The sequence below is a fragment of the Streptomyces sp. NPDC093260 genome (assembly GCF_040683715.1).
Taxonomy (GTDB): Bacteria; Actinomycetota; Actinomycetes; order Streptomycetales; family Streptomycetaceae; genus Streptomyces; species Streptomyces sennicomposti.
The window spans coordinates 88,305-104,175 of the sequence record NZ_JBFBEK010000009.1; the positions used below are offsets into that span (position 1 = coordinate 88,305).

General features: G+C 71.0%; 11 protein-coding genes. 7 read left to right on the top strand and 4 right to left on the bottom strand.

From position 1 onward, the window contains the following. Positions 1-319 precede the first annotated feature (319 nt). Entirely contained in the window at positions 320-1,084 is a 765-nt protein-coding gene (locus AB0N63_RS13810) for an IclR family transcriptional regulator (RefSeq protein ID WP_009187750.1), read from the bottom strand. A gap of 305 nt (positions 1,085-1,389) precedes the next feature. Between AB0N63_RS13810 and metH the strand changes: the two genes are divergently transcribed. The 3 genes from metH to AB0N63_RS13825 all read left to right on the top strand — a co-directional run bounded on the left by metH (position 1,390) and on the right by AB0N63_RS13825 (position 8,029). Then, positions 1,390-4,908, top strand: coding sequence for a methionine synthase (gene metH / locus AB0N63_RS13815; protein WP_365528366.1), 3,519 nt, complete (start codon positions 1,390-1,392; stop codon positions 4,906-4,908). Between the two features lie 323 nt (positions 4,909-5,231). Next, entirely contained in the window at positions 5,232-5,933 is a 702-nt protein-coding gene (locus AB0N63_RS13820; RefSeq protein WP_365528369.1) for an HAD family phosphatase, read from the top strand. A 491-nt stretch (positions 5,934-6,424) separates the two neighbouring features. Continuing rightward, complete coding sequence (locus AB0N63_RS13825) at positions 6,425-8,029, top strand: ABC transporter substrate-binding protein (protein ID WP_365528371.1); 1,605 nt, start codon at positions 6,425-6,427, stop codon at positions 8,027-8,029. Between the two features lie 114 nt (positions 8,030-8,143). Here the strand turns inward: AB0N63_RS13825 and AB0N63_RS13830 are convergent, their stop codons facing one another. Next, positions 8,144-8,815, bottom strand: coding sequence for a response regulator transcription factor (locus AB0N63_RS13830; protein WP_365528373.1), 672 nt, complete (start codon positions 8,813-8,815; stop codon positions 8,144-8,146). Positions 8,816-8,837: 22 nt separating this feature from the next. Further along, the gene (locus AB0N63_RS13835) at positions 8,838-9,947 is read right to left on the bottom strand and encodes a PD-(D/E)XK nuclease family protein (protein ID WP_365528376.1); all 1,110 of its coding nucleotides are present in this window, start codon (positions 9,945-9,947) and stop codon (positions 8,838-8,840) included. Between the two features lie 175 nt (positions 9,948-10,122). Here AB0N63_RS13835 and AB0N63_RS13840 point away from each other — a divergent pair, with 175 nt between their 5' ends. The 3 genes from AB0N63_RS13840 to AB0N63_RS13850 all read left to right on the top strand — a co-directional run bounded on the left by AB0N63_RS13840 (position 10,123) and on the right by AB0N63_RS13850 (position 13,455). After that, on the top strand, positions 10,123-11,637 hold the full coding sequence (locus AB0N63_RS13840) for a site-2 protease family protein (RefSeq protein ID WP_365528378.1): 1,515 nt from the start codon (positions 10,123-10,125) through the stop codon (positions 11,635-11,637). Between the two features lie 121 nt (positions 11,638-11,758). Next, complete coding sequence (locus AB0N63_RS13845) at positions 11,759-12,661, top strand: tRNA (adenine-N1)-methyltransferase (protein ID WP_009187743.1); 903 nt, start codon at positions 11,759-11,761, stop codon at positions 12,659-12,661. 215 nt (positions 12,662-12,876) lie between these two features. Then, positions 12,877-13,455, top strand: coding sequence for a hypothetical protein (locus AB0N63_RS13850; RefSeq protein WP_365528381.1), 579 nt, complete (start codon positions 12,877-12,879; stop codon positions 13,453-13,455). Between the two features lie 69 nt (positions 13,456-13,524). Here the strand turns inward: AB0N63_RS13850 and AB0N63_RS13855 are convergent, their stop codons facing one another. After that, positions 13,525-13,830, bottom strand: a complete 306-nt coding sequence (locus tag AB0N63_RS13855) for a ferredoxin (protein WP_365528383.1) — start codon at positions 13,828-13,830, stop codon at positions 13,525-13,527. Between the two features lie 243 nt (positions 13,831-14,073). On the opposite strand from AB0N63_RS13855, the gene arc reads away from it, so the two are divergent. Beyond that, the gene (gene arc / locus AB0N63_RS13860) at positions 14,074-15,840 is read left to right on the top strand and encodes a proteasome ATPase (protein ID WP_365528385.1); all 1,767 of its coding nucleotides are present in this window, start codon (positions 14,074-14,076) and stop codon (positions 15,838-15,840) included. Positions 15,841-15,871 lie beyond the last annotated feature (31 nt).

The window sequence follows — 15,871 nt, forward strand, 5'->3', positions numbered from 1 at the left end:
CGGGTCCCGCCGGGGGTCTGGCGCCCTCAGGGGTGAGAGCGATTCCGGCCTCTGGCGTTGTCACACTCTAACGCGTATTGCCGCAAGGTGTTCGACAATGCCGACCGATGGACGCGAGTCTCACCCGCCGCCCCATGGGCGTCAAGAGTTCTGTTGTCGAAAGCACGATCGTTACTGATCGGCCACCGCGCGCCGGTGCCGTCCGGGCCCGCCGGGCACGCGAAAAGGCCGGTACGGCGACTGCCGTACCGGCCCGGAGGGACGGGGTGCTGCCTGGTGCTGCCCGGTGGGACGGGCGGGGCTCCCGCCGTACTGGAACTCAGAAGCGCCCGGCGCCCAGGTCCCGGGAGACGGCGCGGGCGCAGTCGCGCACCGCGGCGATCAGCTCGGGGCGCAGTTCGCCGTCCGGCCGCACCCGCTCCACGGCGCCCGTGATGCCGACCGCGCCCACCGGCATCCGCCGCCGGTCGTGGATGGGCGCCGCGATGGACGCGACGCCCTCCCAGGTCTCCTCCACATCGGCCGCGTAGCCCCGCGCTCGTGTGAGGTCGAGGATGTGCTCGAAGTCCTCGACGCCGCACACCGTGCGGTCGGTGAACACCTTGCGCTCGGCCTCCAGCGCCTCGCTGTGCGCCACCGGGTCGTAGGCCGACAGCACCTTGCCGAGCGCGGTGGAGTGCAGCGGCTGCATCGCCCCGATCTCCAGCACCTGCCGGCTGTCGTCCGGGCGGAAGACGTGGTGCACGATCAGCACGCCCTGCTGGTGCAGCACGCCCAGATAGACGCTCTCCCCGCTCGACCGCGCGAGGTCGTCGGCCCACACGAGGGCACGCGCCCGCAGTTCGTGCACGTCGAGATAGGTGGTGCCCAGGCGCAGCAGCTCCGCGCCCAGCTGGTAGCGCCCGGAGGCGTCGTCCTGTTCGACGAAACCCTCCTGCTGGAGGGTGCGCAGTATGCCGTGCGCGGTGCCTTTGGCGAGGCCCAGCGACGAGGCGATGTCCGACAGGCCGAGCCGTCGCTCGCCGCCCGCGAGCAGCCGCAGCATCGCGGCCGCCCGTTCGAGCGACTGGATGTTCCGTGCCATCGCCGTCCTGCCCTCCGTCCCCTCGGCCGTCGGTGGTGATCTCGTCTACCGCCGTTCGGCAATGTCGAACACTACCGGTCGATGCCGACTCACCGCTAATGGTCGGTCGACACCTGTGACGACGTCCGTCGCCTCGACGTGACCCGGGGCCATCCTCGTCCGCCCCGTGGACGCCCTGAACATCAGGGCCCGGCCCCCGCTACGCTTGCGGCGTGCACCGTCCCCGGACAGCTCCGTGCCGAGCGCGCGGAACCGCCCGGGGAAGACGCAAAGCCGACAGCCGTCGCACCTAAGGGAGCCCCTTCATGGCCTCGTTGCCGCCGTCCCCTTCCGCCGACAGCCGGACCCGTGTGTCCGCCCTCCGCGAGGCGCTCGCCACCCGAGTGGTGGTCGCCGACGGAGCGATGGGCACCATGCTCCAGGCCCAGGACCCCACCCTCGAGGACTTCCAGAACCTCGAGGGCTGCAACGAGATTCTGAACGTCACCCGGCCCGACATCGTGCGCTCGGTGCACGCCGCCTACTTCGACGCGGGCGTCGACTGCGTGGAGACCAACACCTTCGGCGCCAACCACACCGCGGCCTCCGAGTACGAAATCGCCGACCGGGTGCACGAGCTGTCCGAGGCCGGCGCACGCCTCGCCCGCGAGCTGGCCGACGAGTACACGGGCCAGGACGGCCGCACCCGCTGGGTGCTCGGCTCCATCGGCCCCGGCACCAAGCTGCCCACCCTCGGCCACGTCGGCTACACCACCATCCGGGACGGCTACCAGGCCAACGCCGAGGGCCTGCTGGCCGGCGGCGCCGACGCGCTGATCGTGGAGACCACGCAGGACCTGCTGCAGACCAAGGCCTCGGTCCTCGGCGCCCGGCGTGCCATGGAGGCCACCGGGGCGGACGTGCCGCTGCTGGTGTCGATGGCGTTCGAGACCACCGGCACCATGCTCCTCGGCTCGGAGATCGGCGCGGCGCTCACCGCCCTGGAACCGCTCGGCATCGACATGATCGGCCTGAACTGCTCGACCGGCCCCGCCGAGATGAGCGAGCACCTGCGCTACCTCACCCGGCACTCCCGCATCCCGCTGCTGTGCATGCCCAACGCCGGCCTGCCCATCCTCACCAAGGACGGCGCGCACTTCCCGCTCGACCCCGAGGGCCTGGCGGACGCGCAGGAGAACTTCGTCCGCGACTACGGCCTGTCCCTGGTCGGCGGCTGCTGCGGCACCACGCCCGAACACCTGCGCCAGCTCGTGGAGCGGGTGCGCGACGTGGCCCCGGTGGAGCGCGACCCGCGCCCCGAGCCCGGCGCCGCCTCCCTCTACCAGACGGTCCCCTTCCGCCAGGACACCTCCTACCTGGCGATCGGCGAGCGCACCAACGCCAACGGCTCGAAGAAGTTCCGCGAGGCCATGCTGGACGGACGCTGGGACGACTGCGTGGAGATGGCCCGCGACCAGATCCGTGAGGGCGCGCACATGCTCGACCTGTGCGTGGACTACGTCGGCCGGGACGGCGTCGCTGACATGGCGGAACTGGCCGGCCGGTTCGCCACCGCCTCCACGCTGCCGATCGTGCTGGACTCCACCGAGGTCGAGGTGATCCGGGCCGGCCTGGAGAAGCTCGGCGGCCGGGCCGTGATCAACTCCGTGAACTACGAGGACGGCGACGGCCCCGAGTCCCGGTTCGCGAAGGTCACCGCGCTGGCCCGCGAGCACGGCGCGGCGCTGATCGCGCTCACCATCGACGAGGAGGGCCAGGCCCGCACCGCCGAGAAGAAGGTGGAGATCGCCGAGCGGCTGATCGAGGACCTGACCGGCAACTGGGGCATCCACGAGGAGGACATCCTCGTGGACTGCCTGACCTTCACCATCTGCACCGGCCAGGAGGAGTCCCGCAAGGACGGCATCGCCACCATCGAAGGCATCCGCGAACTGAAGCGGCGCCACCCGAAGGTGCAGACCACGCTCGGCCTGTCCAACATCTCCTTCGGCCTCAACCCGGCCGCCCGGATCCTGCTGAACTCGGTCTTCCTGGACGAGTGCGTCAAGGCCGGTCTGGACTCGGCGATCGTGCACGCCTCCAAGATCCTGCCCATCGCACGCTTCGACGAGGAGCAGGTCACCACCGCCCTGGACCTGATCTACGACCGCCGCCGCGAGGGCTACGACCCGCTGCAGAAGCTCATGCAGCTGTTCGAGGGCGCCACGGCGAAGTCCCTGAAGGCCGGCAAGGCCGAGGAACTGGCCGCCCTCCCGCTGGACGAGCGCCTCAAGCGGCGCATCATCGACGGCGAGAAGAACGGCCTGGAGGCCGACCTGGACGAGGCGCTGACGCAGCGTCCGGCGCTCGACATCGTCAACGACACCCTCCTGGACGGCATGAAGGTCGTCGGCGAGCTGTTCGGCTCCGGCCAGATGCAGCTGCCGTTCGTCCTCCAGTCCGCCGAGGTGATGAAGACGGCCGTCGCCCACCTCGAACCGCACATGGAGAAGTCCGACGAGGCCGGCAAGGGCACCATCGTGCTCGCCACCGTGCGTGGCGACGTGCACGACATCGGCAAGAACCTCGTCGACATCATCCTGTCCAACAACGGCTACAACGTCGTCAACCTCGGCATCAAACAGCCCGTCTCCGCGATCCTGGAAGCCGCCGACGAGCACAAGGCCGATGTGATCGGCATGTCCGGACTGCTGGTGAAGTCCACGGTGATCATGAAGGAGAACCTGGAGGAGCTGAACCAGCGCGGACTGGCCGCCACCTACCCGGTGATCCTCGGCGGCGCCGCCCTGACCCGGGCCTACGTCGAGCAGGACCTGCACGAGATCTACGAGGGCGAGGTCCGCTACGCCCGCGACGCCTTCGAGGGGCTGCGGCTGATGGACGCCCTCATCGGCGTCAAGCGGGGCGTGCCCGGCGCCAAGCTGCCCGAGCTGAAGCAGCGCCGGGTGCGCTCCACGGCCGCCGTCCAGGTCGAGGAGCAGCGTCCCGAGGAGGGTCACGTCCGCTCCGACGTGGCCGTCGACAACCCGGTCCCCGAGCCGCCGTTCTGGGGCACCCGGGTGATCAAGGGCATCCAGCTCAAGGAGTACGCGAACTGGCTGGACGAGGGCGCTCTGTTCAAGGGCCAGTGGGGGCTCAAGCAGGCCCGCACCGGCGACGGGCCCACCTACGAGGAACTGGTGGAGACAGAGGGCCGGCCCCGGCTGCGCGGCCTGCTGGACCGGCTGCACACCGAGAACCTGCTGGAAGCCGCCGTCGTCTACGGCTACTTCCCGTGCGTGTCCAAGGACGACGACCTGATCGTCCTGGACGAGCGGGGCAACGAGCGCACCCGCTTCACCTTCCCGCGCCAGCGCCGCGGCCGGCGGCTGTGCCTGGCCGACTTCTTCCGCCCGGAGGAGTCCGGCGAGCAGGACGTCGTCGGCTTCCAGGTCGTCACCGTCGGCTCCCGCATCGGCGAGGAGACCGCACGGCTGTTCGCCTCCGACGCCTACCGCGAGTACCTGGAGCTGCACGGCCTGTCCGTGCAGCTGGCCGAGGCCCTCGCCGAGTACTGGCACGCCCGGGTCCGCGCCGAACTCGGCTTCGGCGGCGAGGACCCGGCCGACGTGGAGGACATGTTCGCCCTGAAGTACCGGGGCGCGCGCTTCTCCCTCGGCTACGGCGCCTGCCCCGACCTGGAGGACCGCGCGAAGATCGCCGACCTGCTCCAGCCGGAGCGCATCGGCGTCCACCTCTCCGAGGAGTTCCAGCTCCACCCGGAGCAGTCCACGGACGCGATCGTCATCCACCACCCGGAGGCGAAGTACTTCAACGCCCGCTGAGGCGGTCCGGGAGGGCGGCGGGCGGGATCGCCAGGTCCGCCGCCCTCCCGGCCTCGGGCGCCCGCCGACGTGCGGTTGCTCCGGGCGGCGTGCGGCCATGACGTCCGCCGTCCGGCTCGCGGGCGGCCCACGGGGCTCGTGGCGCCGCGGCCCGCCCGCTGTCCGGTTTCCCCGTTCGGCGTCCGGCGAACGGGGGTACGCGGAAGCGTGGCGCGTCGTCCATGAGCCGTTCGTACCGATCACGTCGTAGACTGGTCGGTCCACTGCAGGCCGGTTCCCCGCGCGGGAACCGGCCTGCTCGTCCCTCAAGGAGGTGCGCCAGGATGACCAGTACGGTCCCCGCGCTCGGAACCCGGTACTCGGACGGCTCAGCTCTCCAGGCCGTGCTCCTCGACATGGACGGCACCCTGGTGGACACGGAGGGCTTCTGGTGGGACGTCGAGGTCGCGGTGTTCGCCGCCCTCGGACACACCCTGGACGAGGCCTGGAGACACGTCGTCGTCGGCGGTCCCATGACCCGCAGCGCCGGCTTCCTGATCGAGGCCACCGGCGCCGCCGTCACCCTCGCCGAGCTGACCGTGCTGCTGAACCAGGGTTTCGAGGAGCGTATCGGGGGCGCCGTGCCGCTGATGCCGGGCGCCGCGCGCCTGCTGTCCGAACTGTCGGCGCACCGGATCCCCACCGCCCTGGTCTCCGCGTCCCACCGGCGCATCATCGACCGCGTGCTCGCCGCGCTCGGCCCGCAGCACTTCGACCTGTCCGTCGCCGGCGACGAGGTGGCCCGCACCAAGCCGTACCCCGACCCGTATCTGCTGGCCGCCACCCGCCTCGATGTGGACCCGGCCCGGTGCGCGGTCGTCGAGGACACCGCGACCGGCGTCGCCGCGGCCGAGGCGGCCGGCTGCCACGTGGTCGCCGTGCCCTCCATCGCCCCCATCGCCCCCGCCCACCGGCGCACGGTCGTCGCCTCGCTCGAAGAGGTGGACCTGCCCTTCCTGCAGGGTCTGGTCACGCACACGTGTTAGCCGCCCGCAGGGCATCGAGGGGGTGCCGGACCGGGCGTCCGTGAGGATGCCGGACCGGGCGTGAGCGGGTGTGCCGGAACGGCGTCCGGCGCGGGCCGGACCGCCCCTCCGGCGCGCCCCGGAAAGCACGCTAAACACGCCGGACGGCTGAATTCCGCTACGGCTGCGCAGAGTTGTCGAGGTGACGTTCATCACCTGCATCAGGGTCGACAGGGAAGGCGCGATGTGCTTCCCGCCCCCTTTCCGGCAAGGTGCGCGTGCCCTTGTGTCCCGTTTGGTGAGACGCTGCACGAATCCTTCCACTGGCGCGTTTTCGGTGTGTCCACACCCGGTTCCGCTGTGTGATGACACCCCGCCTCCGGCGGCCGGGAGCCGCCGCGCGGGCGCGGACTAATCTCGTCGCGAGTACATCGAACCAACCCCGTGATCCGCCGCGACACACCCTCAGCACGCCGGGTACACGGACCTGACAGCCCTGGAGAAACCCGAGCATGAACCGCAAGACTTTGGTGCTGCCGGCCGTCGTCGGCCTGCTCGCGCCGGTACTCGCCGCGTGCGGCGGGTCCGACAGCGGAAGCGACAGCGGTAACGCCATCGTCGTCGGCACCACGGACCGGTTCACCGCCTCCGAGGACGCACCGGCCCCCCTCGACCCGGCCTTCGCCTACGACGTCGGCACCTGGAACATCCTGCGCCAGACGGTGCAGACCCTGATGATCCAGCCCAAGGGCGACGGCGACCCCGTCCCCGAGGCGGCCGAGAAGTGCGGCTTCACCGACAGCGGCAACGAACGCTACGCCTGCACCCTGCGTGACGGCCTGGAGTTCGCCAACGGCGACAAGGTCACCGCGGCGGACGTGAAGTACTCCGTCGACCGCGCCCGCGCCATCAACGCCGACAGCGGTGTCGCCGCCCTGCTCTCCACCGTCGACACGGTCGAGACCCAGGGCGACCGCGAGGTCATCTTCCACCTCAACACCGCCGACGCCACCTTCCCGTACAAGCTGTCGACGCCCGTCGCGGGCATCGTCAACCCCAAGGACTACGAGAAGAACAAGCTGCGCGACGGCTTCCAGATGGACGGCTCCGGCCCGTACACGATGAAGGCCGACGTCAAGAACGGCGAGATGGTCGACGCCGTCTTCACCAAGAACCCCAAGTACAAGGGGACGCTCCAGCTCAACAACGACAAGGTGCAGATCCGTTCCTTCGCGGACGCCGACGCCATGGGAACCGCCCTGGACAAGGGTGACATCGACGTCATGTCCCGCACCATGTCGCCCGAGCAGATCAAGAAGCTCTCCAACGCCTCGGGCGGCAACGTCGACGTGGTCGAGATGCCCGGCCTGGAGATCCGCTACCTGGCCTTCAACACCGACGCCCCCAGCGTCAAGGACAAGGCCGTCCGCCAGGCCATGGCGCAGATCGTCAACCGCAGCGCCCTGGTCGCCAAGGTCTACGGCACCCAGGCCGAGCCGCTGTACTCGCTGGTCCCGGCGACCATCACCGGCCACTCCAACTCCTTCTTCAACAAGTACGGCGACCCCAGCGACAGCAAGGCGCGCACGCTGCTGAAGAAGGCCGGCATCACCACCCCGGTGAAGCTGACGCTGCACTACACGACCGACCACTACGGTTCGGCCACCAAGCAGGAGTTCCAGATCCTGCAACAGCAGCTCAACGCCAGCGGCCTGTTCGACGTCGGCATCGAGGGCACCGAGTGGAAGGTGTTCCGCCCGGCCGAGCAGAAGGGCTCCTACGACGTCTACGGGATGGGCTGGTTCCCCGACTTCCCGGACGCCGACAGCTTCCTCGCACCGTTCCTCGACAAGAACAACTTCCTCGGCTCGCCCTACGTCAACGACAAGATCCGCAACGAGCTGATCCCGCAGTCCCGCCGCCAGGCCGACCGGCTCTCCGCCTCCAGCAGCCTGACGGACATCCAGGACGCCGTCGCCGATGACGTCCCGGTGCTGCCGCTGTGGCAGGGCAAGCAGTACATCGCGGCCCGCGACGACATCACGGGCGCCGCGTACGCCCTCAACTCCGCCTCGACGCTCCAGCTGTGGCAGCTCGGCCGGGGCGTGAGCAGCTGACGCCGCATCACCCGCACGAGCGAGGGCGCCCCTCCCGGAACTCCGGGAGGGGCGCCCTCGCTCGTGCCGGCGGTCGCACCGGGCCGGTCCCGCGGGAGCCGTACCGGCGAACCGCTACTGCGCGCCCGGCCGCACCAGACCGCTCTCGTACGCGTACACCGCCGCCTGCACCCGGTCCCGCAGCCCCAGCTTCGTCAGCACGTGCCCCACATGCGTCTTGACGGTCGTCTCGCTGACGAACAGGTCCGCGGCGATCTCCGCGTTCGACAGGCCGCGCGCCACCAGCTTCAGCACCTCCACCTCACGCTCGGTGAGGGTGTGCAGGGTGTCCGGCACCGGCTCCTCGCCCGAGGGCAGATGCGTGGCGTACTTGTCCAGCAGCCGGCGGGTGATGCTCGGCGCGAGCATCGCCTCGCCCGCCGCCACCACACGGATCGCCTGCACCAGCTCGTCGGCGGGAGCGTCCTTCAGCAGGAAGCCGCTCGCCCCGGCGCGCAGCGCCTCCACCACGTACTCGTCGAGATCGAACGTGGTCAGCACCAGCACCTTCGCCGGGCCGTCGCGCTCGGGACCGGTGATCTGCCGGGTCGCCTCCACGCCGTCCATCCGCGGCATGCGGATGTCCATCAGCACCACGTCGGGCTGCAGCGCCCGCACCTGGTCCAGGGCCTGCAGACCGTCGCCGGCCTCGCCCACGACCGCGAGATCCTGCTCCGCCTCCAGGATCATCCGGAATCCGGTGCGCAGCAGTGGCTGGTCGTCGACCAGTAGGACGCGGATGGCCACGTGAGTCTCCTTCGCCGGTTCCCTAGTCCACGCCCATTCTGCCCTGCACCGGCGGTGCGGCCGGTGCCAGGGGCAGCGGGTAGGGCGGGGGAGTGCCGCCGAACTCCGGGCAGTGCGCCCGGTGGTCGCACCAGCCGCACAGCTTGGTGGGCCGCGGCCGCCAGTCACCGGTCTCGGTGGCCTGCCGGATCGCCTCCCACAGCGCGTGCAGCTTGCGTTCGATCCGCTCCAGATCGGCCGGGACCGGGTCGTACGTCAGCACGTCGCCGCTGCCCAGGTACACCAGCTGGAGCCGCCGCGGGACGACCCTCTTCAGCCGCCACACCACCAGGGCGTAGAACTTCATCTGGAACAGGGCGCTCTCGGCGTACTCGGGACGGGGCGCCTTGCCCGTCTTGTAGTCGACGATCCGCACCTCGCCCGTCGGGGCGACGTCCACCCGGTCGATGATGCCGCGCAGCCGGAGCCCTGAGGCCAGCTCCGCCTCCACGAACAGCTCCCGCTCGGCCGGCTCCAGACGGGTCGGGTCCTCCAGCGTGAACCAGCGCTCCACCAGCCGCTCCGCCTCCGACAGCCAGCGCGCCAGCCGCTCACCGTCCGTGTCGTCGGCGAACAGCTCCACCAGCTCCGGCCGGGACTCGCGCAGCCGGTCCCACTGACCGGGGATCAGCGCCCTGGCCCGGGGCGGGGTGCGCTCCGCGGCCGGCGCGTCGAACAGGCGCTCAAGCACCGCGTGCACCAGGGTGCCGCGCGTCGCCGCCTCGCTCGGCTTCTCCGGCAGCCGGTCGATCACCCGGAAGCGGTACAGCAGCGGGCACTGCATGAAGTCCCCGGCCCGCGAGGGCGACAACGAGGCCGGCGGCACCGCCGCCCGGCCCGCGCCGGCGGCCGCGCCGTCCGGCGCTGTCACTTCCGCGTCCGCTCCGCCCGCGCCGTCCGGCGCCGCCATGCCCGTGTCCGCGCCGTCCGCCGGCTCCTCGTCCGTCGCCGTCCCGCCCACCGCCTGCCCGGTGGCCGTCCGGGCGCCTGCCGCCTGGGCCGGCACCGTCGGGGCCGTGGCCGGGGCGGGGCCGGACTCCGGTGTCCGGTCCGGTGCGGGCTCCGGTGTCGGGGCCTCCGTGCTCGTCTCCATGCCCCAGACCCTACGGCCGGCCGCCGACAGTGACCCATTCGTGCCGACCGACCTGCGCGCCGACGGGGCAGATGTCAGGGGTGCCGGGCTGGACCGCGCGCCGCCGCCGCATACCATCGACCCGAGACCTCCCGTCCGGCAGGCACGGGAAACGCGCTTCGAACGAGGGGACACCGTGGACGTGAGCGGCGGAAGCGGGCAGCCGCGGTCCGGCAACGACGAGCCGGCGCAGTCCCCGGCGGACCCCACCACGCCGGACGGGCCCCGTACGGCCCCGGCCCCCGGACGGAAGACCGAGGAGACGCCGAAGGCCTCCGGCGACAACCGTCCCGGCAGCGCCCCCGAACCCACCGGCGGCCCCACCGACCGCGACCACGCCGGCGACAGCCCGGGCACGGGCGGCGCACCCCCGCCGCCCTCACCCCCTCAGCGCCCCCCGGCCGGAGCCCATGGCACCGGCCCGGGCGCCGACGCCCACCCCGACCGCGCCCACGCGCACTCCGCCCCCGGCGGCCCCCGCCCGCCCCGCCGCCCCAGGGAACCCGGCGGCGGCATCCTCATGGGCCGCCCCTTCGGCGTCCCCGTCTACGTCGCACCCAGCTGGTTCCTCGTCGCCGCCCTGATCACCTGGGTGTTCGGCGGCCAGCTCGACCGGGTCCTGCCCGAGCTGGGCGCCGCCCGCTACCTGGTGTCCCTGTTCTTCGCCGTCGCCTTCTACGGCTCCGTCCTCGTCCACGAACTCGCCCACACCCTCGCCGCCCTCCGCTTCAAGCTCCCCGTGCGCCGCATCCAACTCCAGTTCTTCGGCGGCGTCTCGGAGATCGAGAAGGAGGCCGAGACCCCCGGCCGCGAATTCGTCCTCGCCTTCGTCGGACCCCTGCTCTCCCTGGTCCTCGGCGGCGTCTTCTACCTCGCCCTGCAACCCGTCGAACGCGGCACGGTCCCCGGCGTCCTGCTCGCCGCCCTGATGATCTCCAACCTCATCGTCGCCGTCTTCAACCTGCTGCCCGGCCTCCCCCTGGACGGCGGCCGGATGCTGCGCGCCGTCGTCTGGAAGATCACCGGCAGGCCCATGAGCGGCACCGTCGCCGCCGCCTGGGTCGGCCGTGCCCTCGCCGTCACCGTCCTCATCGGCCTGCCCTGGGTCAGCCAGTCCGGCGCCCTCGGGGACGCCGCCGAGGGCAGCGTCGGCGTGGACACCGTCACCGACGCCCTGCTCGCCGCCATCATCGCCGCGATCATCTGGACCGGCGCCGGCAACAGCCTGCGCATGGCCCGGCTGCGCGAACACCTCCCCGAACTGCGCGCCCGCACCCTCACCCGCCGTGCGGTGCCCGTCGAGACCGGCACCTCCCTGGCCGAGGCGCTGCGCCGCGCCAACGCCGCCGGCGCCCGCGCCCTGGTCGTCGTGGACGGCCACGGCGAGCCCCTGGCCATCGTCCGCGAGTCCGCGATCGTCGGCGTGCCCGAGCACCGCCGCCCCTGGGTGTCGGCCGGCGAACTCGCCCAGGACCTCACCGAGGGCATGCGGGTCTCCGCAGAGCTGGCCGGCGAGCAGCTCCTGGACGTCCTGCGGGCCACCCCGGCGACCGAGTACCTCGTCGTCGAGGAGACCGGCGAGATCTACGGCGTGCTGTCCGCCGCCGACGTGGAGCGCGCCTTCGTCAAGGCCATGGCCCGCCCCTCCTGAACCGGCCGCACCCCCGCCCCGTCCGGGCGCCGTGCCCGCGAAGCCGGAGCACCGGTTTCCCGGGGCGGTGGTCCGCGCAGCGGTGGTCGGCGGCCCTCCCAGGGGCCGGTAGGCTGGTCACATGTCCGAACCGACCGGTGCCGCCCGCCGTCGCGGGCCCTTCAAGGTCGGGGACCAGGTACAGCTGACCGACCCCAAGGGCCGCCACTACACGTTCACGCTCGAGGCCGGGAAGAACTTCCACACCCACAAGGGTTCCTTCCCGCACGACGAACTGATCGGCGCACCCGAGGGAAGCGTTGTCCGCACCACCGGCAACGTCGCCTACCTCGCGCTGCGTCCCCTGCTCCCCGACTACGTCCTGTCCATGCCCCGCGGGGCAGCCGTCGTCTATCCCAAGGACGCGGGGCAGATCCTCGCCTTCGCCGACATCTTCCCCGGCGCCCGCGTCGTGGAGGCCGGCGTCGGCTCCGGCTCGCTCAGCAGCTTCCTGCTGCGCGCCATCGGCGACCAGGGCATGCTGCACAGCTACGAGCGCCGTGCCGACTTCGCAGAGATCGCCCAGGCCAACGTCGAGCGCTACTTCGGCGGCCCGCACCCCGCCTGGCAGCTCACCGTCGGCGACCTCCAGGACAACCTGTCCGACACCGAGGTCGACCGGGTCATCCTCGACATGCTCGCCCCCTGGGAGTGCCTGGAGGCCGTCTCCAAGGCGCTCGTCCCCGGCGGCATCCTGTGCTGCTACGTCGCCACCACCACCCAGCTCGCCCGGACCGTGGAGTCCATCCGCGAGATCGGCTGCTTCAACGAGCCGACGGCCTGGGAGACGATGATCCGCAACTGGCACATCGAGGGCCTGGCCGTCCGCCCCGACCACCGCATGATCGGGCACACCGGCTTCCTGCTCACCGCCCGGCGCCTCGCCGACGGCGTCGAGCCGCCCATGCGCCGCCGCCGCCCCGCCAAGGGCGCCTACGGCGAGGACTACGAGGGTCCCAACGCCGACGGCGGCGCCGGCCGCTGAGGCGGCCCCCCGCCGCACACAACGAACGGGCGCCGTGGCGCAGTTCCCGACCCCGGTCGGGAACTGCGCCACGGCACCCTCACGTTGGGCGGGGCGACACGGCCCCGCGCGGCAGAGAGCGGAACCGGGTACCCACCCCACCGTTCCCCCGCACTGTGACGTGTGGCACGATGCTGGCCACCCCACCGGCACAGCCCTCACGGGAGACACTCCTAGTGCAGCACTCCGCCGTCCCGGACCTGGCACACACGCACACCCGCCCCGTCCACTGGGTCGCCACCGCGACCGCCGTAGCCGGTGTGATCGCCCTCTCCTCGGCCCTCCAGCCCGGCTCCGCCACCGCCGCCCAGTCCGGGCCCGGCGAGACCAGGAGCGCCCCCGCCGCCGTCGCCCCGCCCAGCACCACGGGCGTGACCTTCCCCGTCGACTGCGGCCCCGTGAAGGCGGTCGTGGCGAAGAAGGCCACCGGGGACCTCGACGGCGACGGCCGGCCCGAGACCGTGGCCGTCGTCCACTGCGACGCCTCCATGGGCACCCCGCCCGACGGCGTCTACGTCCTCACCCGGGCCCGCGGCGCGACCGCGCCGCGCGTGGTGGCCACCCTCGTCGACCCCAAGGACCGGTACACCGTCACCGACTTCGCGGTACACGCAGGCCAGATCACCGCCACCCTGCTCGGCTACTCCTCGCCCGACGTGCCCAATTGCTGCCCGGACCTCAAGGAGGGCGCGAAGTGGCAGTGGAAGAACGGCGCGTTCGTCCGTTCCGCTCCCGCCCGGGCCCGCAGTATCTGACGCATCCGAGTCCCTTGCCCGCCACGCGTGTGAGAAATCAGACAGCAGTGACGACAGGCGCTCGTGCGATCACTCCGCGTCAGGTCCGTACACTTCCACCCTGTCCGAAACACGCCGCACATGGATGCACTCGCCGGGGCACTCCCGCGCCGAGTCCACCACGTCCGTGAGAAGCGGCAGCGGCACGGGCGTTGTCGCCCCCCTGGCCTGGAGCAGCTCGTCGTCCGCGCCCTTCACGTAGGCCAGACCGTCGATGTCCAGCTCGAACACCTCGGGCGCGTACTGCGCGCAGATCCCGTCACCGGTGCACAGGTCCTGGTCGATCCAGACCTCCAGTGCCTCGCCGCCGTCCGCGGTCTGCTGCTGCACGCTCACATCTCCTGACCTGTCACGTCGAACCGCGCGGGAATCCGGCCAGCTCTGACGGGTGTTGAACGACTCGACCCTACCTCTGACGGCTTTCCAATCGCGTTCGGTGGGTATTCCCCTGGCGTGAGGGAGAGCGCAAGGGTGAAGATCGGACACACCCCGACAGTCTTTGTGATCTAGGGGTTTCAATCGACACCCACCCAGGTAGGGTCTGGAAGCGTCCAGCTCCCCTTGGAGGAGGTGAGGACCGTGGCAGCCCACGACGACGACATGAACCGCGGCATCCGCCCGGGACGAGGGTCCGACGACCCGGCCGGGCAGATCGCCTACCTTGAGCAGGAGATCGCCGTCCTGCGACGCAAGCTCGCCGACTCTCCGCGACACACGAGGATTCTCGAAGAGCGGATCGTCGAGCTGCAGACCAATCTGGCCGGCGTGTCCGCGCAGAACGAACGACTGGCGAACACGCTCCGCGAGGCCCGCGACCAGATCGTGGCCCTCAAGGAAGAGGTCGACCGGCTGGCCCAGCCGCCCGCCGGCTTCGGCGTCTTCCTGCAGGCCAACGAGGACGGCACGGCCGACATCTTCACCGGCGGCCGCAAGCTGAGGGTGAACGTCAGCCCCAGCGTCGAGCTCGACGAGCTCCGGCGCGGCCAGGAAGTGATGCTCAACGAAGCGCTCAACGTGGTCGACGCGATGGAGTTCGAGCGCGTCGGCGACATCGTCACCCTCAAGGAGATCCTCGAGGACGGCGAGCGCGCCCTGGTGATCGGGCACACCGACGAGGAGCGGGTGGTACGGCTCGCCGAGCCGCTGCTGGACGTCACCATCCGCGCCGGCGACGCCCTCCTGCTCGAACCCAGGTCCGGCTACGTCTACGAAGTCGTGCCCAAGAGCGAGGTCGAGGAACTCGTCCTCGAAGAGGTGCCCGACATCGGCTACGAGCAGATCGGCGGCCTCGGCAACCAGATCGAGATGATCCGGGACGCCGTCGAGCTGCCCTACCTCTACCCGGACCTGTTCAAGGAGCACGAACTGCGCCCGCCCAAGGGCGTCCTGCTCTACGGGCCGCCCGGATGCGGCAAGACGCTCATCGCCAAGGCCGTCGCGAACTCGCTGGCCAAGAAGGTCGCCGAGGTGACGGGCCAGGCCGCCGGCAAGAGCTTCTTCCTCAACATCAAGGGCCCCGAGCTGCTGAACAAGTACGTCGGCGAGACCGAGCGGCAGATCCGCCTCGTCTTCCAGCGGGCCCGGGAGAAGGCCAGCGAGGGCACCCCCGTCATCGTCTTCTTCGACGAGATGGAATCCCTCTTCCGCACCCGCGGCTCCGGCGTCAGCTCGGACGTGGAGAACACCATCGTCCCGCAGCTCCTCGCCGAGATCGACGGCGTGGAGGGCCTGCAGAACGTGGTCGTGATCGGCGCCTCCAACCGCGAGGACATGATCGACCCCGCCATCCTGCGGCCCGGCCGGCTCGACGTGAAGATCAAGATCGAGCGTCCCGACGCCGAAGCGGCCAAGGACATCTTCGCGAAGTACCTCACCGAGCGTCTCCCGCTGCACGCGGACGACCTCTCGGAGCACGGCGGCGAGAAGGACGCCACGGTCCAGGCCATGATCCAGACCGCGGTCGAGCACATGTACGCCGAATCCGAGGAGAACCGCTTCCTGGAGGTCACCTACGCCAACGGCGACAAGGAAGTCCTCTACTTCAAGGACTTCAATTCCGGTGCCATGATCGAGAACATCGTGGGCCGGGCCAAGAAGATGGCGATCAAGGACTTCCTGGAGAAGAACCAGAAGGGCCTGCGCGTCTCCCACCTCCTCCAGGCATGCGTGGACGAGTTCAAGGAGAACGAGGACCTGCCCAACACCACCAACCCGGACGACTGGGCCCGGATCTCCGGAAAGAAGGGCGAGCGGATCGTCTACATCCGCACCCTGATCACCGGAAAGCAGGGCGCGGACACCGGACGCTCCATCGACACGGTGGCGAACACCGGTCAGTACCTGTAAAAACGGGGCGGCTGCGGGTTCCCACGGAGGG

What these genes read in the sequence shown, in the direction of transcription:
- AB0N63_RS13825 (WP_365528371.1), top strand. Translation starts at nt 6,425, where the DNA reads ATGAACCGCAAGACTTTGGTGCTGCCGGCCGTCGTCGGCCTGCTCGCG.
- metH (WP_365528366.1), top strand. Translation starts at nt 1,390, where the DNA reads ATGGCCTCGTTGCCGCCGTCCCCTTCCGCCGACAGCCGGACCCGTGTG.
- AB0N63_RS13810 (WP_009187750.1), bottom strand. Translation starts at nt 1,084, where the DNA reads ATGGCACGGAACATCCAGTCGCTCGAACGGGCGGCCGCGATGCTGCGG.
- AB0N63_RS13835 (WP_365528376.1), bottom strand. Translation starts at nt 9,947, where the DNA reads ATGGAGACGAGCACGGAGGCCCCGACACCGGAGCCCGCACCGGACCGG.
- AB0N63_RS13845 (WP_009187743.1), top strand. Translation starts at nt 11,759, where the DNA reads ATGTCCGAACCGACCGGTGCCGCCCGCCGTCGCGGGCCCTTCAAGGTC.
- AB0N63_RS13820 (WP_365528369.1), top strand. Translation starts at nt 5,232, where the DNA reads ATGACCAGTACGGTCCCCGCGCTCGGAACCCGGTACTCGGACGGCTCA.